The sequence below is a fragment of the Nonomuraea sp. NPDC049309 genome (assembly GCF_043196965.1).
Taxonomy (GTDB): Bacteria; Actinomycetota; Actinomycetes; order Streptosporangiales; family Streptosporangiaceae; genus Nonomuraea; species Nonomuraea fastidiosa.
The window spans coordinates 2,998,957-3,025,578 of sequence record NZ_JBICSH010000001.1; the positions used below are offsets into that span (position 1 = coordinate 2,998,957).

The 26,622-nt window shown below is 71.2% G+C and carries 26 protein-coding genes; 11 read left to right on the forward strand and 15 right to left on the reverse strand.

The window, feature by feature from the left end; genetic code table 11:
• Positions 1 to 53 precede the first annotated feature (53 nt).
• The 3 genes from ACGFIM_RS13235 to ACGFIM_RS13245 form a co-directional block, all read right to left on the reverse strand.
• Complete coding sequence (locus tag ACGFIM_RS13235; RefSeq protein WP_393199325.1) at positions 54 to 734, reverse strand: copper homeostasis protein CutC; 681 nt, start codon at positions 732 to 734, stop codon at positions 54 to 56.
• Between the two features lie 258 nt (positions 735 to 992).
• Positions 993 to 1,595, reverse strand: a complete 603-nt coding sequence (locus ACGFIM_RS13240; RefSeq protein WP_393199328.1) for a GNAT family N-acetyltransferase — start codon at positions 1,593 to 1,595, stop codon at positions 993 to 995.
• Positions 1,596 to 1,798: 203 nt separating this feature from the next.
• Positions 1,799 to 2,536 (reverse strand): GntR family transcriptional regulator, encoded by a 738-nt coding sequence (locus tag ACGFIM_RS13245; protein ID WP_364069783.1) that lies wholly within the window; start codon positions 2,534 to 2,536, stop codon positions 1,799 to 1,801.
• 1,566 nt (positions 2,537 to 4,102) lie between these two features.
• On the opposite strand from ACGFIM_RS13245, the gene ACGFIM_RS13250 reads away from it, so the two are divergent.
• The gene (locus ACGFIM_RS13250) at positions 4,103 to 4,849 is read left to right on the forward strand and encodes an SDR family oxidoreductase (RefSeq protein WP_393199332.1); all 747 of its coding nucleotides are present in this window, start codon (positions 4,103 to 4,105) and stop codon (positions 4,847 to 4,849) included.
• Between the two features lie 3 nt (positions 4,850 to 4,852).
• Here the strand turns inward: ACGFIM_RS13250 and ACGFIM_RS13255 are convergent, their stop codons facing one another.
• From ACGFIM_RS13255 to ACGFIM_RS13265, 3 genes are all read right to left on the reverse strand, one after another.
• Complete coding sequence (locus ACGFIM_RS13255; RefSeq protein WP_393199335.1) at positions 4,853 to 5,662, reverse strand: RimK family alpha-L-glutamate ligase; 810 nt, start codon at positions 5,660 to 5,662, stop codon at positions 4,853 to 4,855.
• A gap of 102 nt (positions 5,663 to 5,764) precedes the next feature.
• Positions 5,765 to 6,028: a hypothetical protein gene (locus ACGFIM_RS13260; protein WP_393199338.1), complete on the reverse strand. Its 264-nt coding sequence runs from the start codon at positions 6,026 to 6,028 to the stop codon at positions 5,765 to 5,767.
• Between the two features lie 45 nt (positions 6,029 to 6,073).
• Complete coding sequence (locus tag ACGFIM_RS13265) at positions 6,074 to 6,373, reverse strand: hypothetical protein (protein WP_393199341.1); 300 nt, start codon at positions 6,371 to 6,373, stop codon at positions 6,074 to 6,076.
• A 219-nt stretch (positions 6,374 to 6,592) separates the two neighbouring features.
• Between ACGFIM_RS13265 and ACGFIM_RS13270 the strand changes: the two genes are divergently transcribed.
• A complete protein-coding gene (locus tag ACGFIM_RS13270; protein ID WP_393199344.1) occupies positions 6,593 to 7,246 on the forward strand; it encodes an NIPSNAP family protein in 654 nt (217 codons plus the stop codon).
• A 355-nt stretch (positions 7,247 to 7,601) separates the two neighbouring features.
• Here the strand turns inward: ACGFIM_RS13270 and ACGFIM_RS13275 are convergent, their stop codons facing one another.
• From ACGFIM_RS13275 to ACGFIM_RS13285, 3 genes are all read right to left on the reverse strand, one after another.
• Positions 7,602 to 8,510 (reverse strand): SDR family oxidoreductase, encoded by a 909-nt coding sequence (locus ACGFIM_RS13275; RefSeq protein WP_393199347.1) that lies wholly within the window; start codon positions 8,508 to 8,510, stop codon positions 7,602 to 7,604.
• 874 nt (positions 8,511 to 9,384) lie between these two features.
• Positions 9,385 to 10,056, reverse strand: a complete 672-nt coding sequence (locus tag ACGFIM_RS13280) for a pentapeptide repeat-containing protein (protein ID WP_393199350.1) — start codon at positions 10,054 to 10,056, stop codon at positions 9,385 to 9,387.
• Positions 10,057 to 10,058: 2 nt separating this feature from the next.
• Positions 10,059 to 11,540 (reverse strand): glycoside hydrolase family 3 protein, encoded by a 1,482-nt coding sequence (locus tag ACGFIM_RS13285; protein ID WP_393199353.1) that lies wholly within the window; start codon positions 11,538 to 11,540, stop codon positions 10,059 to 10,061.
• A 493-nt stretch (positions 11,541 to 12,033) separates the two neighbouring features.
• Here ACGFIM_RS13285 and ACGFIM_RS13290 point away from each other — a divergent pair, with 493 nt between their 5' ends.
• Both ACGFIM_RS13290 and ACGFIM_RS13295 read left to right on the forward strand, forming a co-directional pair.
• A complete protein-coding gene (locus ACGFIM_RS13290; RefSeq protein ID WP_393199356.1) occupies positions 12,034 to 12,702 on the forward strand; it encodes a TetR/AcrR family transcriptional regulator in 669 nt (222 codons plus the stop codon).
• Positions 12,699 to 13,379: a DNA alkylation repair protein gene (locus tag ACGFIM_RS13295; RefSeq protein ID WP_393199359.1), complete on the forward strand. Its 681-nt coding sequence runs from the start codon at positions 12,699 to 12,701 to the stop codon at positions 13,377 to 13,379. The genes ACGFIM_RS13290 and ACGFIM_RS13295 overlap by 4 nt, the downstream gene beginning before the upstream one ends.
• Before the next feature lie 51 nt (positions 13,380 to 13,430).
• On the opposite strand, the gene ACGFIM_RS13300 is transcribed toward ACGFIM_RS13295, so the two are convergent.
• Positions 13,431 to 14,270 carry a LysR family transcriptional regulator gene (locus tag ACGFIM_RS13300; protein ID WP_393199748.1) on the reverse strand — a complete coding sequence of 280 codons (840 nt, stop codon included), beginning with the start codon at positions 14,268 to 14,270 and terminating at the stop codon, positions 13,431 to 13,433.
• Between the two features lie 88 nt (positions 14,271 to 14,358).
• Here ACGFIM_RS13300 and metE point away from each other — a divergent pair, with 88 nt between their 5' ends.
• Positions 14,359 to 16,569, forward strand: a complete 2,211-nt coding sequence (metE, locus tag ACGFIM_RS13305; protein WP_393199362.1) for a 5-methyltetrahydropteroyltriglutamate--homocysteine S-methyltransferase — start codon at positions 14,359 to 14,361, stop codon at positions 16,567 to 16,569.
• 145 nt (positions 16,570 to 16,714) lie between these two features.
• Here the strand turns inward: metE and ACGFIM_RS13310 are convergent, their stop codons facing one another.
• Positions 16,715 to 17,671: an N-acetylglucosamine kinase gene (locus tag ACGFIM_RS13310; RefSeq protein WP_393199365.1), complete on the reverse strand. Its 957-nt coding sequence runs from the start codon at positions 17,669 to 17,671 to the stop codon at positions 16,715 to 16,717.
• 79 nt (positions 17,672 to 17,750) lie between these two features.
• Between ACGFIM_RS13310 and ACGFIM_RS13315 the strand changes: the two genes are divergently transcribed.
• The 4 genes from ACGFIM_RS13315 (at position 17,751) to ACGFIM_RS13330 (ending at position 22,009) form a co-directional block, all read left to right on the forward strand.
• The gene (locus ACGFIM_RS13315; RefSeq protein WP_393199368.1) at positions 17,751 to 18,620 is read left to right on the forward strand and encodes a MurR/RpiR family transcriptional regulator; all 870 of its coding nucleotides are present in this window, start codon (positions 17,751 to 17,753) and stop codon (positions 18,618 to 18,620) included.
• Positions 18,621 to 18,746: 126 nt separating this feature from the next.
• Complete coding sequence (ngcE, locus tag ACGFIM_RS13320; protein ID WP_393199371.1) at positions 18,747 to 20,180, forward strand: N-acetylglucosamine/diacetylchitobiose ABC transporter substrate-binding protein; 1,434 nt, start codon at positions 18,747 to 18,749, stop codon at positions 20,178 to 20,180.
• The gene (locus ACGFIM_RS13325) at positions 20,180 to 21,091 is read left to right on the forward strand and encodes a carbohydrate ABC transporter permease (protein ID WP_393199374.1); all 912 of its coding nucleotides are present in this window, start codon (positions 20,180 to 20,182) and stop codon (positions 21,089 to 21,091) included. Before ngcE ends, ACGFIM_RS13325 begins: the two co-directional genes overlap by 1 nt.
• Positions 21,092 to 22,009, forward strand: coding sequence for a carbohydrate ABC transporter permease (locus ACGFIM_RS13330; RefSeq protein WP_393199377.1), 918 nt, complete (start codon positions 21,092 to 21,094; stop codon positions 22,007 to 22,009). It begins immediately after the preceding gene.
• A 220-nt stretch (positions 22,010 to 22,229) separates the two neighbouring features.
• Here ACGFIM_RS13330 and ACGFIM_RS13335 read toward each other — a convergent pair whose 3' ends face one another.
• Entirely contained in the window at positions 22,230 to 22,532 is a 303-nt protein-coding gene (locus ACGFIM_RS13335) for a hypothetical protein (RefSeq protein ID WP_393199380.1), read from the reverse strand.
• A gap of 110 nt (positions 22,533 to 22,642) precedes the next feature.
• Between ACGFIM_RS13335 and ACGFIM_RS13340 the strand changes: the two genes are divergently transcribed.
• Positions 22,643 to 23,119 carry a GntR family transcriptional regulator gene (locus ACGFIM_RS13340; RefSeq protein ID WP_393199383.1) on the forward strand — a complete coding sequence of 159 codons (477 nt, stop codon included), beginning with the start codon at positions 22,643 to 22,645 and terminating at the stop codon, positions 23,117 to 23,119.
• A 41-nt stretch (positions 23,120 to 23,160) separates the two neighbouring features.
• The gene (locus ACGFIM_RS13345) at positions 23,161 to 23,649 is read left to right on the forward strand and encodes a GntR family transcriptional regulator (RefSeq protein WP_393199386.1); all 489 of its coding nucleotides are present in this window, start codon (positions 23,161 to 23,163) and stop codon (positions 23,647 to 23,649) included.
• Here ACGFIM_RS13345 and ACGFIM_RS13350 read toward each other — a convergent pair.
• From ACGFIM_RS13350 to ACGFIM_RS13360, 3 genes are read right to left on the reverse strand one after another with little or no spacing between them, the layout of a single operon-like run.
• The gene (locus ACGFIM_RS13350; RefSeq protein ID WP_393199389.1) at positions 23,639 to 24,466 is read right to left on the reverse strand and encodes a carbohydrate ABC transporter permease; all 828 of its coding nucleotides are present in this window, start codon (positions 24,464 to 24,466) and stop codon (positions 23,639 to 23,641) included. The genes ACGFIM_RS13345 and ACGFIM_RS13350 overlap by 11 nt on opposite strands.
• Complete coding sequence (locus ACGFIM_RS13355; RefSeq protein WP_393199392.1) at positions 24,463 to 25,347, reverse strand: carbohydrate ABC transporter permease; 885 nt, start codon at positions 25,345 to 25,347, stop codon at positions 24,463 to 24,465. The genes ACGFIM_RS13350 and ACGFIM_RS13355 overlap by 4 nt, the downstream gene beginning before the upstream one ends.
• Entirely contained in the window at positions 25,348 to 26,601 is a 1,254-nt protein-coding gene (locus tag ACGFIM_RS13360; protein ID WP_393199395.1) for an extracellular solute-binding protein, read from the reverse strand.
• Positions 26,602 to 26,622 lie beyond the last annotated feature (21 nt).

Here is a 26,622-nt window from a genome sequence, read left to right on the forward strand (position 1 = left end):
CGCGGGCCCGTCACCTCGTCGGCGAAAGAGCGAGCCCTGACCGCGCGGGTCGGTCAGTCGCGCTCGATCAGCGAGCGCCACTGGCGCACCAGGCGCCATTCCACGGGGTCCGACCAGCTCGCCCGTACGGCGGAGCCGACGTGGAAGGCGCGCACGCCGTAGTCGAGCAGCTCCCCCACGTGGGCCGGACGCAGGCCGCCGCCCGCCAGCACGATCGAGGCGTCACCGGCGTCGGCGCGCGCCTTGAGCACGTGCAGCCCGTCGCGCACCCCGGTCGGCGCGCCCGAGGTCAGCACGGTGGCGAGGTTCGGCAGCAGGCGCACCGCCCGCCACGCGGCGTGCACGTCCGCCGCGTGATCGACGGCGCGGTGAAAGGTCCAGGGCAGCGGGGAGACGGCGTGGATGAGGGCCTCCGTCGCCGCCAGGTCGACCGCGCCGGTGCCGTCGAGGAAGCCGAACACGAACCCGGCCGCGCCCGCCTCCGCGAGCGCCTTGGCCTCGCGGGCGAGCCGGTCGAGGGTGTCGGAGCCGGCGGTGAAGTTCGCCTCGGCCCGCAGCATCACCATCTGCGGCAGAGGGCACTCGGCGGCGATCGCGGCGACCGTCTCCGGGGAGGGGGTCAGCCCGTCGGCCGCCATGTCGGCCACGACCTCCAGCCGGTCGGCGCCGCCCTGTTCAGCGGCCACGGCATCGCGCACGTTGAGCGCGATGACCTCGAGCAGGGATCCGGTCATGCAGGAGAGGTTATAGGGCTATCTGTCCTTTTGTGCCGTTTTCTTTGCCCAGGGCCCCAGGTCACGCGTGTGAAGTCGGGCACTGGACGGGGCGCCGAGTTCGGGGCCGCCGGGCTTCAGGCACTGCGTTTCATGGGCCGCGTTTCAGGGGCCGCGTTTCAGGGGCTGTGTTTCAGGCTGTGCTTCAATGCCGGGCCCGGGCCGGCGCGTGGCCCGGGCGCCGACCCCGGCGGGGGCTGACCGGGGTCGGGGGCGGGGTCAGGCGCTGATGAGCTCGGCCATCGTCAGGTCACGGAAGCCCGTGATCGGCAGGTCCTCCGTACGGCGCTGGAAGAGCGCGCCCGACGACCGGTGCGGCAGGTCCACCGTGCGGACGTGGTGGAACCCGCGGCTGCGGTAGTAGTCCTGCAGCCGGACGTTCGTCTTGGCGCAGTCGAGCCGCAGCCAGGGCAGGCCCGAGGCGTACGCCACCGAGGACGCCCAGTCCAGCAGGGCGTCGCCGAGACCCGAGCCGGACCAGGAGCGCGCCACGGCCAGCTTGTGAACGTAGAGCGCGGCACCCGGATCGTCGGCGGATGTCCAGAATTCGGGGTCCGCGTGGTCGTCAAGGGCTATCGTGGCCACCGGAAGGGCCGATTCGTCGGGATCGAGATACCTGAGCTCGTCATCGAGCAGGAAGAGCGTGCGTTCGGCTATGAGCGGCTCGATCCGCTCGGGTCCGAATCCTCCCCGCGGCCACTGCCGCACTCCCCGCATATGAAGCCACTCGGCGGTGTCGGCGAGCAGCGTGAGTACGCCGGGAAGGTCCGCGGGTTCGGCCCTGCGCAGGCAGAGCGGATGCAGGAGGGTGTTGATGTGCATAGTACGAATCCTTCGATGCCGTGGGTGTCCGCAGCGGTACACAGCGTGATGACGCGATGTCGCGCTGGGGCGAAATGTGGCCATGCATCCGATATATATGGATAAATGGCGATTTAGGGGAGTATGCACGACTCCCCATGGCCAGCGAGGCGGCTAATTCTCGCTGCGCCCGGCCGGCGGGATCACCCCTTCACCCACGAGCTCTAGCGGCGATCGAGCTCGTATCTGATCAGATGTTTGTCGGCTGGCAAAACCGACACGGCGACACGCACAGGCGTGTCATCGGCGTCGTACCCCACTCTGACGTACACCATGACTGGTGTACCGAGTTCGAGCTGGAGACGCTCCACCTCATCCTGGTTCGGCATGCGCGCCCAGATGTCATCGACGACGCGCACCTGCGCGTGCCCCAGCTCTTCCAGCACCCGGTTCGCCCCTCTCGCGATGTCACCGGGCCTGGCGATCTCAGAATCCGCTACCAGGTCGCGGGGGAAGTAAGAGTCGTTGGTGTTGTACGGCTGGCCGTCCACGAAACGCAGACGACGTCTCACCACCGCCAGCTCCCCCTCGGCCAGCTCGAGCCTGCTGGCGATCTCCTCGACCGGAGACACCGTCAGGACCTCGATGTACTGGCTGGGCTCGCGACCTTCCTGCGTGACGGCGTAGGCGAAAGCCTCGCGCAACTCTCCGCTGGGCTGTGGCTCCAGCTCCCGCTGCGGATACATCAGCAGCGGACGCCGGTCCCGCACGACCGTCCCGCGCCGCGGCGTGCGCGTGACGAGCCCTTCGTTGACGAGCTCGCCCAGGGCCAGTCTCACGGTGTTCCTGCTCACCCCATGGTCTTCCATGAGCTGCGCCTCGGTCGGCAGCTGCGCCCCGGGGCCGAGGACACCCGAGTAGATGGCACGGCGCAACTCCGACGCCACCTGCTGATACAGCACCGACCTTGCCACTTTCACCCCTTTTGTTCCAACAATTTAGACGATCTGGTTCTAGCAGGCCACAACCCCTTGACCGGACCCCTTCTACCGGCCCATCATCCATTCGTTGGTACAAATCCATCTAAAGGCCGGTGAGGGGGTGAAGGCCAGTGTTGCCGGTCCGCGCGGGTACGTCATTTCTGCCCTGGCAGGACCCTCGCGAAGCAGCGCGTCCACTGCGTTACGCGTCGCTCCGCCTGAGGTCTACCCACACCTACCAGGGCAGGGGCGGCGGCACGCCCGCGCACTCGGCGTCGGCCGAAACGGCTGCGAGATGCGACGACGGTTCCTTTGTCCGCAACGAGGAGGTAGGCGCCCCCGTCACGCATCCCGTCGATGACCCGGCCGGAGCGGCTCGACGCATCGCACGTCGCCGGCAGCAGGAGCCTTCACGCTCCCCATCGACTCCGTGTGTGAACCAACGGCTTAGGACTCCATCCCTCGCCGGAGTCCTCGGTCGTCGCACACGGGGCAGGAAGCGCGTCCTGGCGGGTCCCCCACGCCCGCCAGGGCGCGCTTTCCTCTGAGGAACCGGCCGATCCGACGCCTCCATCCGCCGATGGGGGCTTTTCTCCTGTACGGGGCGGCGGGCCCCGCGAAGGCACGCGCGCGCCGCGCGACCGCCTCGCGGTCACGCGAGCCCTGTCGTACGCAACGCTCACGTCTGCCCCAAGGTCCCGCGCCGCCGGGGGTGACGACGCCTACAGCCACATCATCAACCCTCGGGCACGAACGCGCGGGCACTATTGGGGAGCGTGGGACCGGTGGGGTTTTCTGGTACCAATCCTTTTTGCGATACCAGGCCGGAAACCGGGATCATGACACGCCCGGAATTCCCGCGCCGGAGGCGTTCCCGCCGCCCGCCGGCGCCCGACGAAGCACCGTCACCTCCGGTGCGACCCCGGCGAACACCCCGGCGACCGGCTCCCGAGGCACCGGCTCTCGCTCCGCCCGCCGGGGCCCGCAGATGAGGCCATCGGGCACCGCCGCGAGGTGGGCCATTACCACTAGGTATGGATCGTAGGTATGGATCGCGCCTTCCCGGCACGAAGGGTTGACGGCCGGCGATCCAGCCCTTCCACCGTCCCCTCGGGCTTCTCGCGCCCGTACGCACCTCGGCCCTCTCGGACTTCGCGCACCCGTACACGCCCTCCGCCCCCTCGGGCCTCTCGCGCCCACGCGCGCCCTCCGACCGGCGGGCGGGCTCAGAACGCCCGCGGCGGGAGGCGGAGCGCGCCGCACTCCCGGACCCCGATCCGGCGCCCGGCGGGCAGCCCCCACCACGGCTCCGAGTCCCGGTCCGGCCGGGACAGGCAGGCGGTCAGGACGCTCTGCGGTTCGGGCCGGCGGGCGGCGCAGCGAGCGGGCGCGCCGCGTGGCGGTCATCGTCAACGTGCTGGCCGAGACGCGGCAGGCCGCCTGCCGGGAGTGTGACACCGGACATCGCGCCGGGCGGGGCGCGGCCGCCGGGCCGCGACCGTGTGAGGATCTGGCGACCAACCGGTTGGTATGGCAAGCTCCCAGAACATGACTCTGTTCTCCGTGGAAGGCAAGACCGTCGTCGTCACGGGCGGCTCGCGCGGCATCGGACGCATGATCGCCGCCGGGTTCGTGGCGGCGGGAGCGGACGTGTACATCTCCGCCCGCAAGACCGCCGAGGTCGAGAAGACGGCCGCCGAGCTGGGCTGCCGGGCGGTGCCCGCCGACCTGTCCACACCCGAGGGCGTCGACGCGCTGGTGTCGGCCGTGGACGGGCCGCTGCACGTCCTGGTGAACAACGCCGGCGCCACCTGGGGCGCGCCGCTCGAGGAGTATCCCGAGCACGCCTTCGACAAGCTCTGGAACATCAACGTCAAGGGCGTCTTCTACCTGACGCAGAAGTTCCTGCCGCAGCTCAGGCAGGCGGCGGACGCCGACGACCCGGCCCGGGTGATCAACGTCGGCTCCATCGACGGCATCCGGGTGCCGGCGCTGGAGAGCTATGCCTACTCGGCGACCAAGTCGGCCGTCCACATGCTGACCCGCCACCTCGCCAGACGCCTGGCCAAGGAGCACATCACGGTGAACGCCATCGCCCCCGGGCCGTTCGACTCGAAGATGATGGCGTTCGCGCTCGACGATCCCGACACCCGGCAGGCCATCGCGCAGAGCGTGCCGCTCGGGCGCATCGGCAGGCCCGACGACATGGCGGGCGCGGCCATCTACCTGTCGTCGCGGGCGGGGGCGTACCTGACGGGGGCGGTCATCCCCGTGGACGGCGGCCTGTCCTGCTAGCCGCTAGTCCAGCAGCTCGCGCAGCGCGCCCGCGAAGCGCGCCGCCGCCGCGGGCGCGAGCTTCAGATAGAGGTACGGCTCGGTCAGCTCCAGCTCGATGACCGCCGGCTCGCCGCCGGGCAGCCGGACCAGGTCGACCCTGGCGTAGAGAAGGTCATGGGGTACGGCGGTGAGCACCTTCTCGGCGAGTTCGACCTGGTCCGGGGCTGGTGTGCGCAGCTCGGCCCGCTCGTTGTCCCCGGACGTGGCGCCGGGGGCGAGCATGGGGCTGCGGCGTACGGCGTGGCTGAATCGGCGGTTGAAGTACACCAGCGAGGTCTCGCCCTCCGACTCGACCATGTCGAGGTAGGGCTGCACCATCGGCGTGCGGCCCGCGTCCTCCAGCGCCGCGGCGAACCGGGCGGCCTCGGCGCGGCCGGTGGTCCTTATGGTGTCGCGGGCGCCTGCGGAGACGGCCGGCTTGACGACGTACTCGGGCCAGTCGGGCAGCTCGCGTGACGACCAGTGCGTGGGCACGATCGGCACGCCCAGCTCGCGCAGGTAGGTCTTGTCGGTGTTGGCCTCGAGCACGGGATGGGGGTTGAGCAGCCGGGTGAGCGAGCCCACGCGCCGCGCCCACGCCACGAACTCATCGCGCCTGTCCACGTAGTCCCAGACGCTGCGGACGACCACGGCGTCGTAGGCGCTCCAGTCGGCGTCGGGGTCGTCCCATCGCACGGCGCGCCCCTCGATGCCGGCCTCCCGCCAGGCCGCGAGCACGAGGGCTCGCTCGTCGTCCGATCCGTCAAACGTGGCATAAGCGCAGATAGTCACGCACGGATGCTAATACGCCACAAGCCGGGCCTTTTCCGGCCCGGCTTGCCGCGATCGGGGCCGCGCCGCGGTCCGGCGTCGCGCGGCACGGCCCGGGATCCGCTAGTCGACCACGTCGTCCACGAAGACGCGGCTGCCGTTGGTGCCCGTCACGGCGTTGCTGTTGACGTTGTTGAGGCTGGTGGCGCCCAGGCCCCTGCTGACGTTGGCGCTGTAGACGTTGCCGAAGTTGTTGCCCGACTGCGACGAGCTGACGTTACGGCTGGAGTTGCCCGCGTTGGTGTCGGCGTAGGCGGGAGCCGACAGCAGGGCCACGCCGGCGGCAGAGGCGGCGATGACACCGGTCACGCAGAGCTTCTTGATCATTTTGTGTCCTTTCGAAGGTGCTGTTTTCTCGGACGTCAGCCGGGGTCAGTAGAAGATGTAGGTCACCGTGATCCCGCCGTGGGTCGCGGTCGGGGCGATGCCGTTGACGTTGTTGACATTGGTCGAGAGCCCACGGCCGTTGTTGCCGGCGAGGACGTCTCCGAAGGCGTTACCTGACTGGGCCGAGTCGGTGTTGGTGCTCCGGTTGACGGCCCAGTTGCCACCGGCCCAGGCGTTCGCCCAACGGGCGGCCCAGCCATCGTCAGCGTGAGCGGGGGTTGCGAGTAGTGCTCCGCCGGCGGCTGCGATGACCACGACCGCCGCGGTCCACACCCTTCTGATCACATCTGCTCCTTCGCCATCTGAGGGGAGGCCCCGCCGGGGACGGCGGCCACCGGGCCCGATAGGCGCCGCCGGCCCCTTGAGGCTTCCTTGACCTCAGGGGATCAAGGTCAGTGCGAGCATATAACCGTGCGTGGTCAATTGGTAGCCATGAGTGATCAGAATATTGTTCGGAGCTTACCCTGACAGGAGGTGTCAGTGACCCGGCGCTACCGTCCGCGCATGATCTACGAACTGCGGCGCTACGCCATGCGCCCGGGACGGCGCGACACCCTGATCTCCTTGTTCGAGCGGGAGTTCATCGAGACGCAGGAGGCGACCGGCATGCTCGTGCCCGGCTCCTTCCGCGAGGTCGGCCGGCCCGACAGGTTCACCTGGCTGCGGGCCTTCCCCGACATGGAAAAGCGGCGCGCCTCGCTCGAAGCCTTCTACTCCGGCCCCGTGTGGCAAGCCCATCGGGACGAGGCCAACGCCACCCTGGCCGACTCCGACGACGTGCTGCTGCTCCGCCCTGCGGGGCCCCCGCCGCCCCTGTGGGAGCGCCCGCCCGTCGGCGCCACCGCCCTGCCGCCCGCCCTGTACGTCGCCACCGTCCACCACGTCCGTCCCGGCTTCTCCGCCTTCTTCGCCCGCGAGGCCGCGCCCGTCCTGGCCGATGCCGGGGTGCCGCCCGTCGCGTGCTTCGAGACCGAGCACGCCGAGAACACCTACCCCCGGCTGCCCGTACGGACGGGGGTGAATGTGTTCGTGTGGTTCGCCCGCTTCGACAGCCCTGAGAAGGAGCGGGAGGTGGACCTCCCCATGCTCGCTCCCCACCTCACCGCCCCCTCGCTCCGCCTCCGCCTCCGCCCCACGGCCCGCTCCGCCATGCGCTGACCCGGCCTCCTGCAGCCGAGCTGCCGATCCCGGTGAGCCCCTCCCCGTGACGCGAGGCACTAGACGAGCTAGGCGCTCGGCGCGGGCGAAGGCTCGGGAAGCGGGGCACCAAGCGCGGGAGGCGCCAAGTATGCGGCGAGCGGGCGAGGGTGCGGGCCGGGCGAAGGAACAGGGGGCAGGGCAGGGCAAGCGCGCGGGGCAGGCTGAGCGCACGAGGCGGATCACGTGTGCGGGCCGGGTCAGGCGGGCGGGGCGTGAGGCCCCCGGCGCGCGGACACACCAGACCCGGCAGCGCCGGCAGCCGGGCGGGACGGAACAGGTTCCGCTCAGCGTCAGGCGGGGCGTGGAGGGCGGGTCAGGGGCGCAGGTCGTAGACGGGTTCCGGGGGTGGGGCGGTGGTGAGGAGGTGCGTGACGGCCTGGCCGATCTCGGCCGGATCCCAGCGGGCGCCGCGGTCGGCCTTCGGTCCGTGCCGCCAGCCGGTCGCGACCGAGATCGTCCCGCCCTCGACCTCGAACACCCGCCCCGTCACGTGCGCCGACTCCTCCGAGCCGAGCCAGACGACGAGCGGGGACACGTTCGCGGGGTCCATGGCGTCGAAGCCCGAGGCGGGGCGGGCCATCGTCTCGGCGAGGACGCGCTCGGTCATCCTGGTACGCGCGGCGGGCGCGATCGCGTTGACCGTGACCCCGTACGCGGCGAGTTCGGCGGCGGCCACCAGGGTGAGCGCGGCGATGCCGGCCTTGGCCGCCGAGTAGTTGCCCTGTCCCACGCTGCCGAGCAGGCCCGCGCCCGACGAGGTGTTGATCACCCGGCCGGTGACCCGCTCCCCCGCCTTGGCGCGCTCCCGCCAGTACGCCGCCGCGTGCCGCAGCGGCGCGACGTGCCCCTTGAGGTGGACGCGGACGACGTCGTCCCAGTCCTGTTCGGTCATCGACGCCAGCATCCGGTCGCGCCGGATGCCGGCGTTGTTGACCAGCACGTCGAGCCTGCCGTACGCGCTGACGGCGGTTCTGATCAGCCGTGCCGCGCCGTCCCAGTCGGCGGCGTCCTCGTTGCTCGGCACCGCCTGCCCGCCGAGGTCGCGGATCTCCTCGACGACGGCGAGCGCGGGTCCGGCCGAGCCGCCTTCGCCGTCCGGTCCGGTGCCGAGGTCGTTCACCACGACGCGGGCGCCCTGCCGGGCGAACTCCAGCGCGTGCTCCCGTCCGATGCCGCGACCGGCGCCCGTCACGACCACCACGCGGCCGGCACAGATTCCCACACAGACCTCCCGGAGAGGATCAAGCAGAAATATCAGGAAACGCCCCCGGGGACCAGACCCCGAGCAGCGGGCGGGGTCCCTCCGCGCGGGTCGAGAAGCGCGATCACCACCACCCCCGCAGGCCGGGAACCACCCCGCAAGGCCGGGGGCCACCCCGTAGATCGGGCGTCGCCCCGCAGGGCGAGAGGCACGATCACCACCACCCCCGCAAGCCGGAAACCACCCCGCAAGGCCGGGGGCCACCCCGTAGATCGGGCGTCGCCCCGGTTTGCGGGGGGCACGATCACCACCACCCCCGCAAGCCGGGAACCACCCCACAGATCGGAGGGCACCCCACAGGTCGGGGGCACCCCACGGGGCAAAGCGACCACGCGGGCCGGATTCAGGGCTGGGCTGGAGGGCGGCGGGATGCGAGCGTGGGCGGGTCCCGGGTGTCGGGTGAGGTCGCGGGCGGTGGCGGTGCTCCGGGTGCTCCAAGTCCACGCCGCCCCCTCTAAGGCGGGCTTCTCTCCCGGGTTCTGACCTAGGGCGACCCAAAGGGCCGCTCGCCGTCCGGAGGCCGCTCCCGGCCAAGAACCACTCCCCGTCCGACCACTCGCCGTCCGTAAGCCGCTCCGTCCGGAGGGCGTCGTCCGTCAGGGTGGCTCGGTCGTGGTCAGGAGAGGCCAGGCGGGGGTCTCGTCGCCGCCGTCCACGCGCACCTCGGCGCCCGGTCACGTAGCCGGGGCGGCGAGCCACAGGCGGGCGGCGGCCACGTTCTCGGGTGTGGCCATGCGGCCGGCCGGGATCGTCGTCGCGGCGGCCGTAGTGGCCGGAGTACGGTGCGGGTCCTCTGAGCGGGGACAGGAAGGCGGGCCCCCGGCTGACCGGCGGATCAGAGGACGGTGATGCCGCGGCCGGCGAGGATGGCTGCGGCCTGGGCCTGGGTGATGACGGCGCCGGCGAACTCGCGCAGCTTGGCGTCGTCGAGCTCCCCGAGGTCGGCGCCGCGCAGGTCGGCCTGGGCGAACTTCGTGTCGAGCAGGCGGGTGCCGCGCAGCCGGCAGTCGATCAGGGTCGTGTCGGTGAAGTCGCAGCCCGCCAGGTCGGCGTCGTCGAAGCGTACGCCCTCGATGGTCTGGCCGCGCAGCGAGCAGCCGCCGAGGTTGGCGAGCGTGAGGTTGGAGCGGGAGAGCGTGAAGCCGGTGCCGCGCGAGCCGGTGAGCACGGCGCCGATCATGCGGCAGCCGGTGAACGACGCGTCGGTGAGCAGCGCTCCGGCGAAGTGCGCGGAGGACAGGTCGATGTCGGTGAAGCTCGCGTCGATGAGGTCGGCGTCGCTGAAGCGGATGCGCATCCCGCCCCCGCCGGTGAACGCGGCCCCGTCGAGGTCGGCCTTGCGGAAGTCGGCGCCGTCGAGCACGCATGATTCGAAGCGGGCGCCGGCCAGCGGCGCGCCCCACAGGTCGGCCTCGGTGAGGTCGCACTCGCGGAAGGTGTGGCTCTCATCGGAGGGAAGCCGGTCGGCCAGAGCCTGGCGGGAGAGGTCCTCCCCGTTGAAAATCACCGTCAGAGGCTACCAGTCAGCACCTCGGCGGCGGCCTGGCCGCAGACCCTGGCGGACCCGTACGTGGCGATGTGCACGGCGCCGAGGTCGGAGCGTTCCGGCAGGCCCATCTCGACCACGACGGCGTCGGGGCGGGCGCTGAGCAGGTGGCGCAGCGCCTCGGTCTGCCAGGCGTGGCGGTGCGCGTCCCTGACGACCACGACCAGGGGGCGGCCGGCGGCGAGGCCGAGCTGGCGTTCGAGCTCGGGTCCCGTGGTCTCGCCCGCCGCCAGGCGGGCGACGGTGGTGCCGGGGCGCAGGGCGGCGAGCGGCGCGCCGACGCCCCACGGGGTGCCCTTGTCGATGGCCAGGTTCATCTCGGGGGACAGCTCGACGACGTGCGGGGCGGCGCCGATGGGCAGGACGTGGGCGGTGGAGCGGCGGGTGACGCGTACGGCCCTGCGCGCCGCCTCCAGCCCGATGGCGCCGTCACCGGGTTCCGCGCGGCTGCCCGAGGAGGCGGCCCAGACGGCCAGCTCGCGGACCCTTCGAGCGGCGTCGGCCAGCCGTTCCTCGGGCAGCAGTCCGGTGGTGACGGCGTGCGCGATCGCGTCCCGGACGCCGGCGGCGGTGGCCTCATCGGCGTGCTCGCCGCCGATGCAGATCGCGTCGGCTCCCGCGGCCAGGGCACGGGCGGACGCGCCGCCGATCCCGTACGCGGCCGACACGGCGGCCATCTCGATGCCGTCGGTGATGATCAGCCCGTCGAACCCGAGCTCTTCGCGCAGCAGCCCGGTGAGCACCTTGGGGCTGAGCGTGGCGGGGCGTTCGGCGTCGTACGACGGCACGAGCAGGTGCCCGGTCATGATCACCTTGACGCCCTCGTCGATGGCCGCGCGGAAGGGGTGGAGGGCGTCGGCGATCCCGCTCTCGGCGACGACGGGCACTCCGTGGTGGGAGTCGACCGTGGTGTCGCCGTGCCCGGGGAAGTGCTTGGCGGTGGCGGCCACGCCGGCGGACTGCAGGCCGCGTACGAAGGCGCGGGTGTGCCGGGCGACCAGGGCCGGGTCGGCGCCGAACGCGCGCAGGCCGATGACGGGGTTGCCGGGGTTGGAGTTGACGTCGGCGGAGGGGGCGAAGTCGATGGTGATGCCGGCTCTGGCCAGGTCGTGGCCGAGGTCGCGGGCGATGTCCTCGGTGAGCCGTACGTCGTCCACGACGCCGAGCGCGTACGCGCCGGGGCGGCTGCTGCCGGTGGCCGCCTCCAGCCTGGTGACCTCGCCGGACTCCTCGTCGGTGCCGATGAGCACCGAGGGGTTCTCCGCGCGCAGCTCGGCGGTGAGGCGGGCGAGCCGGCCGGGTCCTGCGATGTTGCGGGAGAACAGCGCGACGCCGGCGAGCCCGCCGCCGAGCCTGCGGCGCAGCCAGTCGGGCGGGGTGTGGCCGGTGAAGCCGGGGAAGAGCACGGCGTCGGCGAGGCGAAGCAGGTCACCGCTGAGGGACATGAACCGCAATCTAATAGGAAAGTTTCCTATTTGCTAGTGGCATTTTCTGACGTCAGCCCGTCCTCCACTTCGGTCCGCCGCTCTGCCGGCGTACGCACCGGGGAGCCACCGTGCGGCGCGGGCCGCCGAAGGCCCGGCCGGCGGCGCCAGAGGCGTCCGCAGGCCGAAGGCGCTGGACTGCGGCGCGAGCCGCCGAGAACGCGGAAGGCGGCGCGGGCGCCGAAGACGCTCGGAGACGCTGGGCAGTGGCGCGGACCGCCGAAGGCGCCGGGCGGCAGGCAGCCGCACGGCGGGCGGGGCGGCAGACGGTCAGGCGGGGAGCGCAGGCGGTCGGGCCGCCGCCGTGCCTGCGCCCGATCGCGGGGCGGACGGCTCCGACGATGCAGGCCTCGCCCATCTCCGCATGTAACAAGCGCTTGGTCTAGCCAGGAACGCCGTATGAGCTGGCACAGTTGTGTGAACAAGCGATTGTCTGAGGGCTCATAATGGTGGCGTGACGACGCGAAAGAACTCCGGCACCACCACCGCACCGGCGAAGCGCCAGCGCTCGGCCTCATCGGGGTCCGCATCAGAGCGCCGTGACCACCTCGTCAAGCTCGCCGCGGAGCTCTTCGCGCGCAAGGGCTTCCAGGCCACGACCGTACGCGAGATCGCCAACGAGGCCGGCATCCTCTCCGGAAGTCTCTACCACCACTTCGACTCCAAGGAGACGATCGTCGACGAGGTGCTCTCCACCTTCCTCGACGACCTCCTCGCCCGATACCGCGCCGCGCTCGACTCGGGTTCCGACCCGCGGGCGGTGCTGGAGGAGATGGTCCGCATCGGCTTCAGCACGCTGGAGCCGCACCGCTCGGCCATCACCGTGATGCAGAACGACTGGAACTACCTGCGCCAGTTCGAGCGGTTCAACTACCTCGTCAAGGCCGAGGAAGAGGTGGAGGAGATCTGGGTCTCCCAGATCAAGGCGGGGCAGGCGGCCGGGCTGCTGCGGGCCGACGTCGACCCCAAGCTGACCTACCGGATGATCCGCGACACCATCTGGGTGGCGGTGCGCTGGTTCCGTCCCGGCGGCAGGCTCAACACCGCCACGCTGGCCGAGCACTACATCACCGTGCTCTTCGACGGCCTCGCCACGGGCGACCGCGTCACGCACCACGGATGAGCCTCGGCAAGGCGGTGCGGCTGGCACTGCAGGACGTGGCCGACCCCGGCAAGGCCGAGGCGATGCGGGCCTACATGAAGTCGGACATGCCGTTCATGGGCGTGCAGGCGGTGCCCAGGCGGGCGGCGCTGCGGCGGGTGTTCGCCGAGCACCGGCTCGAGTCGGCGCCCGAGTGGCGGCGGGCCGTGCTGTCGCTGTGGCGGGAGGCCGAATACCGCGAGGAGCGCTACGCCGCGATCGAGCTGTCCGGCCACCACTTCTACCGTGACTACCAGACCCTCTACACGGTCCCCATGTACGAGGAGATGATCGTCACGGGCGCGTGGTGGGACCTCGTGGACGAGCTGGCCACCCACCGCATCGGCCACCTGCTGGCGACCTACCCCGAGACGATGCGCCCGCTCATGCTGGAGTGGGCGCACGACGCCGACCTGTGGAAGCGGCGCACGGCCATCCTGTGCCAGAACCGCTTCAAGGAGCGCACCGACACCGCCCTGCTGTACGCGTGCATCGAGCCGAGCCTGTCCGACAACGACTTCTTCGCCCGCAAGGCGATCGGCTGGGCGTTACGCGAATACGCCAAGACCAATCCGGACGAGGTCGTCCGATACGTCCGGGCGAAGGGCATCACCGGGCTCAGCAGGCGCGAGGCGCTGAAGAACCTGCCCGTGTCCTAGCGCGCCCCCTGGGCCCGCCCGGTCTCCTGCGCGGGTCCGGCAGAAGTCCTCCTAGCGGGTCCACAGGGCGTCCTGTACGGCCTGGACGAGGGCCATCAGCTCCGGCGTGACCCGCTCCCTCGACCAGGCCAGCGCGTACGTGATGCGCAGCCCGCCCGCATCCAGCGGCACGAACCGCACGTCGTCGCGCCGGATCGTGCGCGCCAGCAGGTGCGGGATGGGCAGCAGCCCGGCGCCGGCCGCCACCAGGTCGAGCGCGGCGGCGAAGTCGTCGTCGCCCACCAGCCGCGACCTGCCGGGCAGCCCGGGCCACGCGCGGCCGCCCGGCGTCAGCAGCATCTCGCCGCCCAGGTCGGCGGCCACCGCACGGGACCGCGCCGCCAGCCGGTGACCCGCGGGCACGGCCAGATGATCCACCGTGACGTGGAACCTGGCCGCCGTGACGAACTGCGCGGGCGCGGGCGTCGCCAGGATCGCCGCCGACACCTCGCCGTTCGCCAGCGCCTGGGCCGCCGCACCGCGCCCCGCCGGGTGCAGCTCGACCCCGATGCCGGGGGTGCGGTGCGCGAGCCGCCTGACGATCCTCGCCGCCAGCGTGCCGACGAGCGATGGATAAGCGAGATGAATGGTCGGCCTCGCCAGCCGGGCGGCTTCGTCGCTGAACGCGCGTACCGCATCGATCACCTGCTCGGCGTACGGCAGCAGCGCCTTGCCCTGGGCGGTCAGCCGCACCTCGCGGGCGCTGCGCTCGAACAGCCTGGTGCCGGTGGCGCGTTCGAGCCGGGTGACGGCCTGGCTCATGGCCGGCTGGGACATGCCCAGGTCGGCCGCGGCGGCGGAGAAGCTCAGCCGCTCGGCCACCCGCGCGAAGCACTGGATCTCCCTGAGCATAAGCAGCACCAATACATGGTGCCTGAGACGGCGGCGGATCGGCACGATGCCTGCGACCTGATCGTTTTCTGCGAGGGAGCCGAACCACATGTCACCGACCCCTGACTTCCCCACGTCCACCGTGCTCGGGTACCCGAGGATCGGGCCGCGCAGGGAGCTGAAGCGGGCGCTGGAGTCGTACTGGGCCGGGCGGTCGAGCCGCGCCGAGCTCGACCGGGTGGGCGCCGAGCTGCGCGCGGGCACCTGGCGGCGGCTGGCCGAGCTGGGGCTCGAAGGGCTGCCGTCGAACACGTTCTCGCTGTACGACCACGTGCTGGACACGGCGGTGCTGCTCGGCGCGGTGCCCAAGCGCTACCGCGACGCCGCCGACCCCTACTTCGCGATGGCGAGGGGCACCGACGAGCTGGCGCCGCTGCGGATGACGAAGTGGTTCGACACGAACTACCACTACCTCGTGCCCGAGATCGGGCCGGAGACGGTGTTCGAGCTGAACGCGGCCAAGCCGCTCGGCGAGGTGCGCCAGGCGCGGGCGCTCGGCTACGAGACCCGGCCCGTGGTGCTGGGGCCGGTGACGTTCCTGCTGCTCGCCGGGGCGCTGGAGCGGCTGGACGACGTGCTCGGCCCGTACGAGGAGCTGCTTTCTGCGCTGGCCGCCGAAGGCGTCGCCTGGGTGCAGCTCGACGAGCCCGCGCTGGTCTGCGACCGCACGCCGGAGGAGCTGGCGGCGGTGCGGCGGGCCTACGAGCGGCTGGGCGCGGCGGCGGCGCGGCCCGCGCTGTTCGTGGCCTCCTACTTCGGCGATCTCGGTGAGGCGCTGCCGGTGCTGGCCGCAACGCCCGTGGAGGCCATCGGGCTCGACCTGGTACGCGGCGGCGTGCCCGACGCCGGCCTGACCGGCAAGACCGTGGTCGCGGGCGTGGTGTCGGGGCGCGACGTGTGGCGGACCCCGCGGGAGCGGGCGCTCGCGGCCCTGTCGGCGCTGTCGGCGGTGCGCGCCGCGCGGGTCACCGTGTCCACCTCGTGCTCGCTGCTGCACGTGCCGTACACGCTGGCGGCCGAGCCCGATCTGGAGCCGGCGCTGAGGGAGCGGCTGGCCTTCGCCGAGGAGAAGGTGGCCGAGGTGGTGGCGCTCGCCCGGACCTTCCGGCGGGCCCCCGCTCCCGGGACGGCCGCGTCTCCCGGCGGCCCCACGCCCGAGGCGTCCGCACCGCCTGCCGTGCCGGAGACCGCCGGGCCCGTTCCTCGCGATGAGCGCAGCCCGTACGAGGTGCGCGCCGCCGCCCAGGCCTCCCGGCTCGGGCTGCCGCCGCTGCCGGTCACCACGATCGGCTCGTTCCCGCAGACCGGCGAGCTGCGCGCGGCCCGTGCCGCCGTCGCCGCCGGCACGCTCTCCCAGGCGGACTACGAGCGGCGCGTCGAAGCCGAGATCGAGTGGGTGATCCGGCTGCAGGAACGGCTCGGGCTCGACGTCCTCGTGCACGGCGAGCCGGAGCGCAACGACATGGTGCAGTACTTCGCCGAGCACCTCGACGGGTTCGCGGTCACCAGGAACGGCTGGGTGCAGTCGTACGGGTCGCGCTGCACCCGCCCGCCGATCCTGCACGGCGACGTGTCCCGCCCGGCCCCGATCACCGTGCGCTGGGCGACGTACGCGCAGTCGCTGACCCCCAAGCCGGTCAAGGGCATGCTCACCGGGCCCGTCACGATCACGGCCTGGTCGTTCGTCCGCGACGACCTGCCGCTGCGCGACGTGGTGTTCCAGGTGGCGGACGCGATCAGGGAGGAGGTGCGCGACCTGGAGTCGGCCGGGGTGCGGATCATCCAGGTGGACGAGCCCGCGCTGCGCGAGCTGCTGCCGCTGCGGCACGCCTCTCAGGGCGACTACCTGGAGTGGGCGGTCGCCGCCTACCGCCGCGCCACCTCGGGTGCGGGCGAGGACACCCAGATCCACACCCACCTGTGCTACTCCGACGCCGACCAGATCCTCGCCGCCATCGACGCCCTGGACGCCGACGTCACCACCATCGAGTCCGCGCGCTCGGGCGGGCGCATCCTCGGCTCGGTCTCCGGGTTCGGGCGCGGGCTCGGGCCCGGCGTGTACGACATCCACTCGCCCCGCGTGCCCTCCGTGGCCGAGGTCGAGTCCCTGCTGCGGCGGGCCGCCGCGGTGGTGCCGGTCGGGCGGATCTGGGTCAACCCGGACTGCGGGCTGAAGACCAGGACGTACGAGGAGGTCGAGGCGTCCCTGACCAACGTCGTCACCGCCGCCCGCCGCCTCCGCGCCGAACTCCCGGCATAAGACACTCCCGGTACAGGCACACGCCAGACACACGCCCGCCCGGCCGCGAGAGGCGCCGGGCGAGTGCGATGCTCCAGGCACCGGGCGGGTGCGGTGCTTCGGGCGCGGGTGCGGTGCTTCGGGCGCGGGTGCGGTGCTTCGGGCGCTAGGTGGGCGCGGTGGTGAAGGCGGTGTGGCGGGAGACGGCCTCGTCCTCGGTGAGCAGGGGCCGGGCGGCGAGCCAGGCCGCCGCGCCCGCGCCGTCGCCGGCCGTCGCGACCCGATCGCCCGCGAGCAGCTCCACGACGGCGTCGCGGACGGGACCGTCGCTGGTCAGCACGCTGCCCGCGAGCACCACGGGCCCGGAGTCGTGCACCCTGCGCAGCGTGTCCACCAGGTGCCCGGCGGCCCGCCTGGCGATGCGGTCCGCCACCGGGTCGCCGGCCGCGGCGGCCTGGCTGACCAGCGCCGACAGCGCGGCCAGGCGCATGTGGCCGGCCTGCGCCAGCCGTACGATCCGGTCGGCGACCGCGCGCGGTGTCCCGGGCCGGTCGGAGCCGAGGAAGTGACCGATGACGAGCTCGGTCAGCACGTCGCCGCGAGAAGGCGTGCGTCCACGGTCGAGTGCGGAGACGACCTCCCTGGCCGCCTCGCGGCCGATCCAGAAGCCGGAGCCGAGGTCGCCGAGCAGCCAGCCGAGCCCGTCCGCGATCGCCGCCACCTCGAAGTCCACGACCCGGGTGGCCACCGCGCCCGTGCCCGACAGCAGCAGCGAGCCGTCCGGCTCGGCGGAGCCCGCGGCGTAGGCGATCTCCACGTCGCGCACGTAGACCGGCGGGTCCGGGATGCCGTGAGCGGACCAGAGCGCGGCCAGCTCGGGCGCCATCTCGGGGGTGCGCCCGGCGACGCCGGCGAGCGAGGCGACGACGCGGCCGCCGTCCAGCGAGCCCAGCGCCTGGTTCAGCGCGGAGCCGATCGCCGCGACGGCCTTGGCGAGCCCGTGGGCGCTCGGGTTGCCCGCGGAGGCCCGCGCGTACCCCACTCTCCGGCCGTCGAGCGTGTGCACGGACACTCGCGTGGAGGTGGCACCGGCATCGACACCGACCACTAGCGATTCAGTCACGGTCCGAGTCTGGGGGTTGACGCGACCCATAAGCAAGAATAATTTTCGCCAGAAGACCGGGTATTCGGAAGGAATATTCGTGACTTCAGGAGCGCTCGGGCGCGTCGAGACGGAACTACCCGGCTTGCCGGAGGCCCTACGCAGGGTCGGCGAGGTGATACTCGACGACCCGGCCGAGGCCGCGCGGTCGACCATCATCGCGCTGGCCGAACGCGCGGGCAGCTCGCCCGCCACCGTGACCAGGTTCTGCCGGGCCTTCGGATTCTCCGGCTACGCCGAGCTGCGGGTCGCGCTGGCCACCGAGACCGGCAGGGCGGCGCAGGCCGGCTGGGGCGCGGGCGTCGGCCACGAGATCGGCCCCGACGACCCGCTCGACACCGCCATCGAGGTGATGGCCGCCGCCGACACCCGGCTCATCCAGGACACCGCGGCCCAGCTCGACCTCGACGTGGTGGCCCGGGTGGCCGACGCGATCGTGGCCGCGTCGCGCGTGCTCCTGGTCGGCGTCTCCACCAGCGGCGACGTCGCGACGATGCTCGAAGGGCGGCTGCGCCGCATCGGCATCCCAGGATTCAGCGCCGGCGACGCCCACGTGGCGCTGTCGGAGGCCGCGCTGATGAAGGAGGGCGACGTCGCCATCGGCATCAGCCACCGGGGACGCACCCGGGAGGTCATGGAGGCGCTCGCCGAGGCGGGCAGCCACGGGGCGCTGACCGTCGCCGTCACGTCCTTCGCCCGGTCTCCGCTGGCCGAGCTGGCCGACCTGGTGCTCACCACGGCGAGCAGGGAGACCACGTTCAGGCTCGGCGGGCTCGCCGCCGTGCACTCGCAGCTCTTCGTGCTGGACGCGGTGTACGTGGCCGTGGCGCAACGCACGTACGAGCGGACCAACGAGGCGTTCGAGCGCACGATCAGCGCCGTCGATGGCCACCGGGTGGAGAGAGGCTGAATGACGTTTCCCGAGCGAGGCCGTCCCGGGCGGGCGTCCTGGCCCCCTCTCCGGCGATCTTCACGGACCTCGCATCCGCGCGGGGCTCCATCACTGCGGACCACGAAAGGTCAGGAGTAGTCCACCATGCCTCACATCCCCCGTAACGGCGGAAACAGCTCAGGAATCAGCAGGCGCGAGCTCCTTCGCGGCGCGGCGCTCGTGCCGGTGGCGGGCGCGCTTGCCGCCTGCGCCACCCCGGCCGCCCCGCCGGCCTCCTCCAGCTCGGCCGCGCCCGCGGCGACCAGCGCGGCGAACCCGTTGGGCGTGGCGAGCGACAAGCCGCTCGAGGTGTGGATCTTCGACGGCGGTTTCGGCCAGGAGTACGCCACGAAGATCCATGAGCCGCTGTTCGCGTCGAAGTACCCGGGCGTCGAGATCAAGCACAACGCCACCAAGGAGATCACCAAGGTCCTGCAGCCGCGCTTCGCCGGTGGCAACCCGCCCGAGGTCATCGACAACTCGGGGGCGAACTTCATGGACTTCGGCGCGCTCTCCCAGGACGGCCAGCTCCAGGACCTCACACCGCTGCTCGACGCGCCGAGCTGGGACGACCCGAACGTCAAGGTCCGCGACACCATCGACCAGTCGGTGATCGACCTCGGCACGTACGACGGCAAGTTCAGCGTGCTGGGCTACGTCAACTACATCCACGGCATCTGGTACTCGCAGAAGGTGTTCAGGGACAACGGCTGGGAGGTCCCGAAGACCTGGGACGAGTTCATCCAGCTCTGCGAGACCATCAAGAAGTCCGGCAAGATGGCGCCGTTCACCTACGCCGGCAAGTTCCCGCAGTACCTCTACGAGCCCCTGCTCACCATGGCCGCCAAGATCGGCGGCAACGAGGTGCTGGTCAACATCGACAACCTGGAGGACGGCGCCTGGACCGCCGAGGCCATGAAGACCGCCGCCGAGGCGTGGGCCGAGGTGGGCGCGAAGTACCTCATGCAGGGCACGACCGGCCTCGACCACGTACAGACGCAGACCGCCCAGAACAAGTACAAGGTGGCCATGCTGCCGTCCGGCTCCTGGCTGGAGAACGAGCAGAAGAGCACCACGCCGCCCGACTTCGAGTACGGGATGTTCCCCATCCCCGATGTCACCGGCTCCGACAAGATGCCGTACGGCACCCTGCACACCCAGCCGGGCGAGAACTTCATCGTCTCGGCCAAGAGCGCGCACCCGCAGGCCGGCATGGAGTACCTGCGGGCCATGCTGTCGAAGAAGGCGGCCGGCGAGTTCAGCGAGCTGGTGCGCACGCTGACCGTGGTCAAGGGCGCCACCGAGGGCCTCGACATCTCCCCCGGCGTCACCAGCGCCTCCAAGGCGGTCGCCGACGCCGGTGACAACACGGTCTACTACCGCTGGCACAACTGGTACGGCCCGCTCAAGGACGAGGCCATCGCCGCCACCGGCGAGCTGATGTCCGGCAACATCACCGCCGGCAAGTACCTCGAACGCATCCAGAAGAAGGCCGACGAGATCAAGAACGACTCCTCGATCAAGAAGTACACGCGCTGATGTCGTTCAACCGGTATCGCCGCGGGCTGTTCATCACCTCGTTCCTGGCAGCCCCGGTGATTCTCTACCTGGTGTACGTGATCGCCCCGTACGTCCAGGCGTTCTACATCGCGATGACGGACTGGCGGGGCGTCACGGCCACGCCCAGGTTCATCGGCCTGGAGAACTTCCAGCGGCTGTTCGGCGACACCGCGTTCTGGAAGGCGGTCACCCACAACGCCGCGCTGCTCGTGCTGCTGCCACTGATCACGATCGTCATCGCGCTGTTCTTCGCGTTCCTGCTGAACGTGGGCGGCCGCAACGGGGTGGCCGGCATCAGGGGCTCGAGGTTCTACCGGGTGGTCTTCTTCTTCCCGCAGGTGCTCGCCGTGGCCGTGGTGGCGGTGCTGTTCCAGCAGGTGTTCCGGCCGGACGGCAGCGGCATGCTGAACGGGCCGCTGATGTCGCTCGGGCTCGAGCCCATCGGGTTCCTGTCCGACCCGGACATCGCGTTCTGGTCGGTGCTGAGCGTCATGGTGTGGCAGGCGGTCGGCTTCTACGTCGTGCTGTTCTCCGCGGGCCTGGCGGGCATCCCCCGGGACATGTTCGAGGCGGCGCAGATCGACGGCGCCAACCGGTTCAGCCTGTTCTTCCGCATCACGCTGCCGCTGCTGTGGGACACCGTGCAGGTCGCCTGGGTCTATCTCGGCATCCTCGCGCTGGACGTCTTCGCCATCGTCTGGGTGATGACGCTCCAGCACGGCGGGCCCGACCGTTCGACGACGGTCATGGCGGCCGAGATCTACCGCAACGCCTTCGAGTACTTCCGCTTCGGCTATGCCTCGGCTCTGGGCGTGGTGATGTTCTTCTTCACGGTCGGCTTCGCGATCTTGTCGCTGCGGCTGTCCCGGCGCGAACGAATCGAGTACTAGATGACGACGATGATCTCGTGGACCGCGGCCACTTCGCGCAAGCTGGCCCGCGAAGAGCGCCGCCGCCGGCTGGGGCCGCTCGGGGTGCTGACGCACCTGGCCCTGCTCATCTGGACGCTGCTGGTGATCATCCCGATCCTGTGGACGTTCCTGGCCTCGGTCAAGAGCGAGGACGAGATCTTCGGCGACGCGTGGTCGCTGCCGGCCACGCTGCGCTGGGACAACTTCGCGCGGGCCTGGGAGCAGGCGCACATCGGGCAGTACATGCTCAACAGCGTCATCGTGGTGTCGTTCAGCACGTTCGGCACGATGCTCGTCGGGTCGATGGCGGCGTACGTGCTGGCCCGCTATCCCTTCCGCGGTAACCGGGCCATCTACCTGCTGTTCGTCTCGGGTCTGGCGTTCCCCGTCTATCTCGCGCTGACCCCGCTGTTCTTCGTCGTGCAGAACATGGGCAACATCCCGGTGATCGGGCCGTTCATCGGGCTGAACACGCATGCGGGGGTGGTGCTCGTCTACATCGCGTACTCGCTGCCGTTCACGGTGTTCTTCCTGTCGGCGTTCTTCAGGACGCTGCCGACCGCCGTGGGCGAGGCCGCGATGGTGGACGGTGCCTCGCACACGCGGGTCTTCTTCCAGATCATGCTGCCGATGGCCCGGCCCGGGATCATCAGCATCACGATCTTCAACGTGCTCGGCCAGTGGAACCAGTACCAGCTTCCGCTGATCCTGCTCCAGGAGCGGGACAAGTGGGTGCTGACGATGGGCATCGCCGACATCTCCACCGCCGCCGGCTACGACCAGGACTGGTCCGCCCTGTTCGCCGCCCTGACCCTGGCCATCCTGCCCATGCTGATCGTCTACACGGTCTTCCAGCGCCAGATCCAGTCCGGCCTCACCACCGGCGCCCTCAAGTAGCCGCCGGTGTGACGGGAGCCAGGCCTGCACGATCGGCCTGCCTCCCCGGTCGAGGCGGGGCCGGTACCGAACCGCACCGGCCCCGCCCGCCCGCCATGCCGCACTCCACCGGGGCGGCGGCCGCGGCCTCGCCCCCGCCCCGGCCCCCAAGTCCCGGCATGGCGTCCTCCCCGGCCGCCCCCCTTCCCCGCACCGGCGACGCGCGCAGCCGCCGGTCGTCTCAGGCGGCCTCCCCTGACAGGAGCTGTTTCCAGATCGCCAGGGTGACGGCTCGGCGGCCGCGGGCGGTCTCGTCGACGAAGACGGCGTTCTCGTGCCTGCGGGTCCTGCGGATGAAGGCCTCGCCACCGTACTCGCACAGTTCGTAGGTGATCGGCCGGTACGAGCACGTGTAGTCGCGCACGCGTACGGACCGGCCCATGGGACGGATCGGCGTCCACGTCAGCCTCTTGTAGCCCTCGTTGGCCGGCGGGATGTGCACCGACAGGCAGTCCTCGCCGTCGGGGCTCGGGCAGATCGTCATGCGCACACCATATCTCTGGTCGTCTGCGCTCGTCTGCTTGTACAGGCACATCTGTCTAAAAAGACAGAGCGATATGGGTGCTCTTGCCCTGGTTGGCCTATGTTGCCGGTGTGCTCGACTACGAAGGCGACACACACGTCTACATCCAGATCGCCAACATCCTCAGGGAGCGGCTGAAGGGCCTCTCACCGGGCGACCCGGTGCCGAGCGAGGCGGACATCCAGTACGAGTTCGGCGTCGCCAGGACGACGGCCCGGCGCGCGATCCGCGTGCTGCGCGAGGAAGGGCTCATCTACACCGTCCAGGGCGAGGGCGCCTTCGTCGGCCCGCCGGCGGCCGGCGTGCGCAAGAAGCGCAAGACGCCGCTCTACCAGCAGATCGCCACGGAGATCGCCGCGGACATCAAGCAGGGCCGCTACCGCCCGAGACGTCCCATCCCCGGTGAGTCGGCGCTGGTGAAGCAGCACAGCGTGGCGCGCGAGACCGTGCGCAGGGCGATGGCGCTGCTGCGCGAGCAGGGCTGGATCTACACGGTGCCGCAGCGGGGCAGCTACGTCTCTCCCGAGGAGAAGTGGCCGAAGGAGTGATCACGGCCGCCTCGGCGTAGGCGGGCGTCTACGATGCGAGCATGCTCGACCGCGACGGTCCCGTACCCCTGTATGTCCAGGTCGCCGAGGTGCTGGGCGAGCGCATCGCGTGCGGCGAGTTCCGGATCGGCGAGGCGCTGCCGAGCGAGACGGCGCTGGAGGAGGAGTTCGGCATCGGGCGCACGACCGCCCGCAACGCCGCACGCGAGCTGCGCAGGCGCGGGCTGGCCCACACGGTGCGCGGCGAGGGCACGTTCGTCGGCCCTCCCGGCGTGCCCAGGGTGAAGCCGAGCAGAGCGCTGTACGTGCCGATCGCGGCGGCGGTCGCCCGCCGGATCGCGCGCGGCGAGCTGCGGCCCGGCCGGCCGATCCCCGACGCGGGCATGCTGATGCGCCACTACGGCGTGGCCAGGGCCACCGCCAGGCAGGCCGTGGCGCTGCTGGTGCGCCAAGGCTGGGCGGTCGCGACGCCCCCGCGCGGCGCCCGCGTCGCCGACCCGTCCTCCTGGCCCGCGAGCCCTAGCCTTTGACGGCGCCCGCGGTCATCCCCGTGCCCACGTTGCGCTGAAGGAAGAGGAAGAGCAGCAGCGCGGGCAGCGCGAACAGGCTGGCGGCGGCCATGGTGGCGCCCCAGTCGGTGCCGAAGACGTCCCTGAAGGACGACAGCCACACCGGCAGCGTCCGCTTGTCCTGGGCCTTGATGATGAGCACGTTCACGAACGCGAACTCGTTCCACGCCGTGATGAACCCGAACAGCGAGGTCGCCATCAGGCCGGGCGCGAGCAGCGGGAACACCACGCGGCGGAAGGCCGTCATGCGGCCGCACCCGTCCACCTGCGCCGCCTCCTCCAGCTCGGGCGGGATCGCGGCCAGGAAGCCGCGCAGCGTCACGATGGTGAACGGCAGCGTGACCATGAAGTACACGCCGGTCAGCATGGCGAGCGAGTCGAGCAGGTCGGTGTCGCGGGCGATGATGAACACCGGCACGAGCAGCGCCTCCCACGGCGCCATCTGCGCGGCGAAGACCGCGATCACGAACGGCCCGCGCCCCCGCCAGTCCATCCTGGCCACCGCGAACGCCGCCATCAGCGCCACCACCAGCGCGAGCAGCACCGCACCCGCGGTCACGAGCACGCTGTTGCGCAGGTACGTCAGGAACCCCGGCGCGTTGACGGCGGTGACGAAGTGCTCGAGCGTCGGGTGCGCGGGCCAGAACGTGGGCGTGGCCGCCTGGATGTCGCGGGTGGGCTTGAAGGCGGTCACGAACATCCAGTAGACGGGGAAGATCGTGGTCACCAGCACGGCGACGGCCGCCGTGTTGAGCAGGATCCTTCTCGCGAGTCTCATGAGCGCACCATCCGGCGCAGGTTGCTGATCAGGGCGAAGGCGAGCAGGATCACCAGCAGGATCGCCACCGCCGAGCCGAGGTCGTAGCGGTGCAGCGCCCGGGCGATCTTGAACGCGTAGACGGGCAGGGTGGTCGTGGCGTCACCGGGCCCGCCCTGGCTGAGCACCCAGATCTGCGGGAAGCACTTGGCCACCCAGATCACCTCGAGCGCGGTGATCAGCGCGAACAGCGGCCGCAGCATGGGGAAGGTGACGCTGCGAAAGATCTGCCGGCCGGTGCCGCCGTCGATCCTGGCCGACTCGAACAGCTCGTTCGGGATCGTGGTGAGCCCGGCGTACAGGGTGAGCGCGGCGAACGGCACCGACTGCCAGACCACCAGCACCACGAGGACGGCGAACGTGGCGGTGCCGTCGGCGAACCACGTGTAGCCCTCGAAGGACTCGAAGCCCAGCGTGACCAGCAGCCAGTTGACGATGCCCAGCTCCGACTGGAACAGCCACTGGAACACCGTGGTCGCCGCGATGATCGGCATGGCCCAGGCCAGCGCGAGCGCGCTCATCAGCGCCAGGCGCAGGCCGCGCCGCAGATGCTGGAGCATGAGCGCGACGCCGGTGGAGATGCCGACGATGAGCACCACGTTGACGGCCGTCCACACCGCCGTGCGCAGCAGCACCTGCCAGAACTGCGGGCCGCTGAGCAGCTCGGCGTAGTTGTCCAGGCCGATGAACGCCGCCCCGCCCCTGATCAGCTCCCCCATGCGGAAGTGCTGGAGCGAGATCAGCAGCGCTCTGAGCAGCGGGTAGAGCAAGAGGAAGGCCCCGCCGGCCACCGTGGGCGCGATGAGCAGGTAGGGCCAGTACGAACGGCTCCTCGACCGCATTCAGGATCCGCTGTTCAGGGTCGTGGTGATCGACTCGGAGACCTTCTTCGCCTCGGCCGCCGGGTCGCCGCCGGTGAGCACGGCGGTCATGTACTGCTTGATCACCGCGGTGGCCTCGACGGCCGCCCAGTTGGGGGTGTTGGGCGTGGCGCGGCCGTTGGCGGCGCCCTTGGCCATGGCGGCGGTGCCCTCGTCGCCGTCGAGCACGGAGGCCAGCGACGTGCGGTTCGGCACGTAGCTCATGGTCTTGGCGAACTCCTTCTGGAACTCCTCCCCCGCCAGCGTCCTGACCAGCTCGTACGCCTCCTCCTGGTGCTGCGAGGCGGCCGGGATGACGAGGTCGGAGCCGCCGGTGAAGACGGTGCCGGGCTTGTCGGCCGTCTTGCCGGGGATGGGGAAGAAGCCGATCTTGTCTTTGAGCGAGGCGTTCACCTCCAGCACCCGGGCGGCGGCGCCGGGCACGGCGATGATCTGGGCGACCTTGCCCTGCGCGAACACCTCGTGCTGCGGCGGGTTGGCCTCGTCGGAGTCCTTGGGGCCCTTGCCGAGCGCCTGGAGCCACTTGTAGAAGTCCATGCCGGCGAGCGCCTGCGGGGTGTCGAGGGCGCCCTTCCACCGGCCGCCCTCCTGGACGGCGAGGTCGCCGCCCTCGTCCCAGATGAAGCCGGCGAGCGCGTACCAGGTCTGGCCGGTCAGGTAGATGCCCTGGACGTCGCCCTTGTTGAGCTTCTCGGTGACCTCCAGCCACTCGTCGCGGGTGGTGGGAAGCTTCTTGATCCCGGCCTTGGCGAACAGCTCCTTGTTGTAGACCACCACGCGGTTGGCGGCGTACCAGGGGATGCCGTACTGCCTGCCGTCGATGTTGCCCGGCTGCGCGAGTCCCGGCACCCAGTCCTCGCCCTTGAGCTCGGCCACCTTGCCGGTCAGGTCGGTCACGCCGCCGCTCGCGCTGTACTGGGCGACCTGCGTGTTGCCCACCTCGATCACGTCGGGGGCGTCGGTGCTGGCCAGGGCGGCGGTGACGCGCTCGCCGATGCCGTCCCACTGCTGGATCTGGATGTCGAGGTCGATGCCCTGGTGCGCGGCCTCGTACTGGGTCTCGAACTTCTTCAGCAGCTCTTCGGTGACGCTGCCGTCCATGATCCAGACGGTGAGCTTCGTGGGGGTGCCTGGCGCGGCCTCTTTCGGCTCCTGGGCCGTGCCGCACGCCGCGAGCGCGAACACCGCCGCCAGGGCCAGGATGCGGTTCTTCATGACGTTCCTTGTCCGGGGCCT

Excerpts from the sequence above, each read along its gene's own strand:
- ACGFIM_RS13235 (WP_393199325.1), bottom strand. The coding sequence starts at position 734 with ATGACCGGATCCCTGCTCGAGGTCATCGCGCTCAACGTGCGCGATGCC.
- ACGFIM_RS13240 (WP_393199328.1), bottom strand. The coding sequence starts at position 1,595 with ATGCACATCAACACCCTCCTGCATCCGCTCTGCCTGCGCAGGGCCGAA.
- ACGFIM_RS13250 (WP_393199332.1), top strand. The coding sequence starts at position 4,103 with ATGACTCTGTTCTCCGTGGAAGGCAAGACCGTCGTCGTCACGGGCGGC.
- ACGFIM_RS13260 (WP_393199338.1), bottom strand. The coding sequence starts at position 6,028 with ATGATCAAGAAGCTCTGCGTGACCGGTGTCATCGCCGCCTCTGCCGCC.
- ACGFIM_RS13270 (WP_393199344.1), top strand. The coding sequence starts at position 6,593 with ATGATCTACGAACTGCGGCGCTACGCCATGCGCCCGGGACGGCGCGAC.
- ACGFIM_RS13285 (WP_393199353.1), bottom strand. The coding sequence starts at position 11,540 with ATGTCCCTCAGCGGTGACCTGCTTCGCCTCGCCGACGCCGTGCTCTTC.
- ACGFIM_RS13295 (WP_393199359.1), top strand. The coding sequence starts at position 12,699 with ATGAGCCTCGGCAAGGCGGTGCGGCTGGCACTGCAGGACGTGGCCGAC.
- ACGFIM_RS13300 (WP_393199748.1), bottom strand. The coding sequence starts at position 14,270 with ATGCTCAGGGAGATCCAGTGCTTCGCGCGGGTGGCCGAGCGGCTGAGC.
- metE (WP_393199362.1), top strand. The coding sequence starts at position 14,359 with ATGTCACCGACCCCTGACTTCCCCACGTCCACCGTGCTCGGGTACCCG.
- ngcE (WP_393199371.1), top strand. The coding sequence starts at position 18,747 with ATGCCTCACATCCCCCGTAACGGCGGAAACAGCTCAGGAATCAGCAGG.
- ACGFIM_RS13325 (WP_393199374.1), top strand. The coding sequence starts at position 20,180 with ATGTCGTTCAACCGGTATCGCCGCGGGCTGTTCATCACCTCGTTCCTG.
- ACGFIM_RS13330 (WP_393199377.1), top strand. The coding sequence starts at position 21,092 with ATGACGACGATGATCTCGTGGACCGCGGCCACTTCGCGCAAGCTGGCC.
- ACGFIM_RS13335 (WP_393199380.1), bottom strand. The coding sequence starts at position 22,532 with ATGACGATCTGCCCGAGCCCCGACGGCGAGGACTGCCTGTCGGTGCAC.
- ACGFIM_RS13345 (WP_393199386.1), top strand. The coding sequence starts at position 23,161 with ATGCTCGACCGCGACGGTCCCGTACCCCTGTATGTCCAGGTCGCCGAG.
- ACGFIM_RS13350 (WP_393199389.1), bottom strand. The coding sequence starts at position 24,466 with ATGAGACTCGCGAGAAGGATCCTGCTCAACACGGCGGCCGTCGCCGTG.
- ACGFIM_RS13355 (WP_393199392.1), bottom strand. The coding sequence starts at position 25,347 with ATGCGGTCGAGGAGCCGTTCGTACTGGCCCTACCTGCTCATCGCGCCC.
- ACGFIM_RS13360 (WP_393199395.1), bottom strand. The coding sequence starts at position 26,601 with ATGAAGAACCGCATCCTGGCCCTGGCGGCGGTGTTCGCGCTCGCGGCG.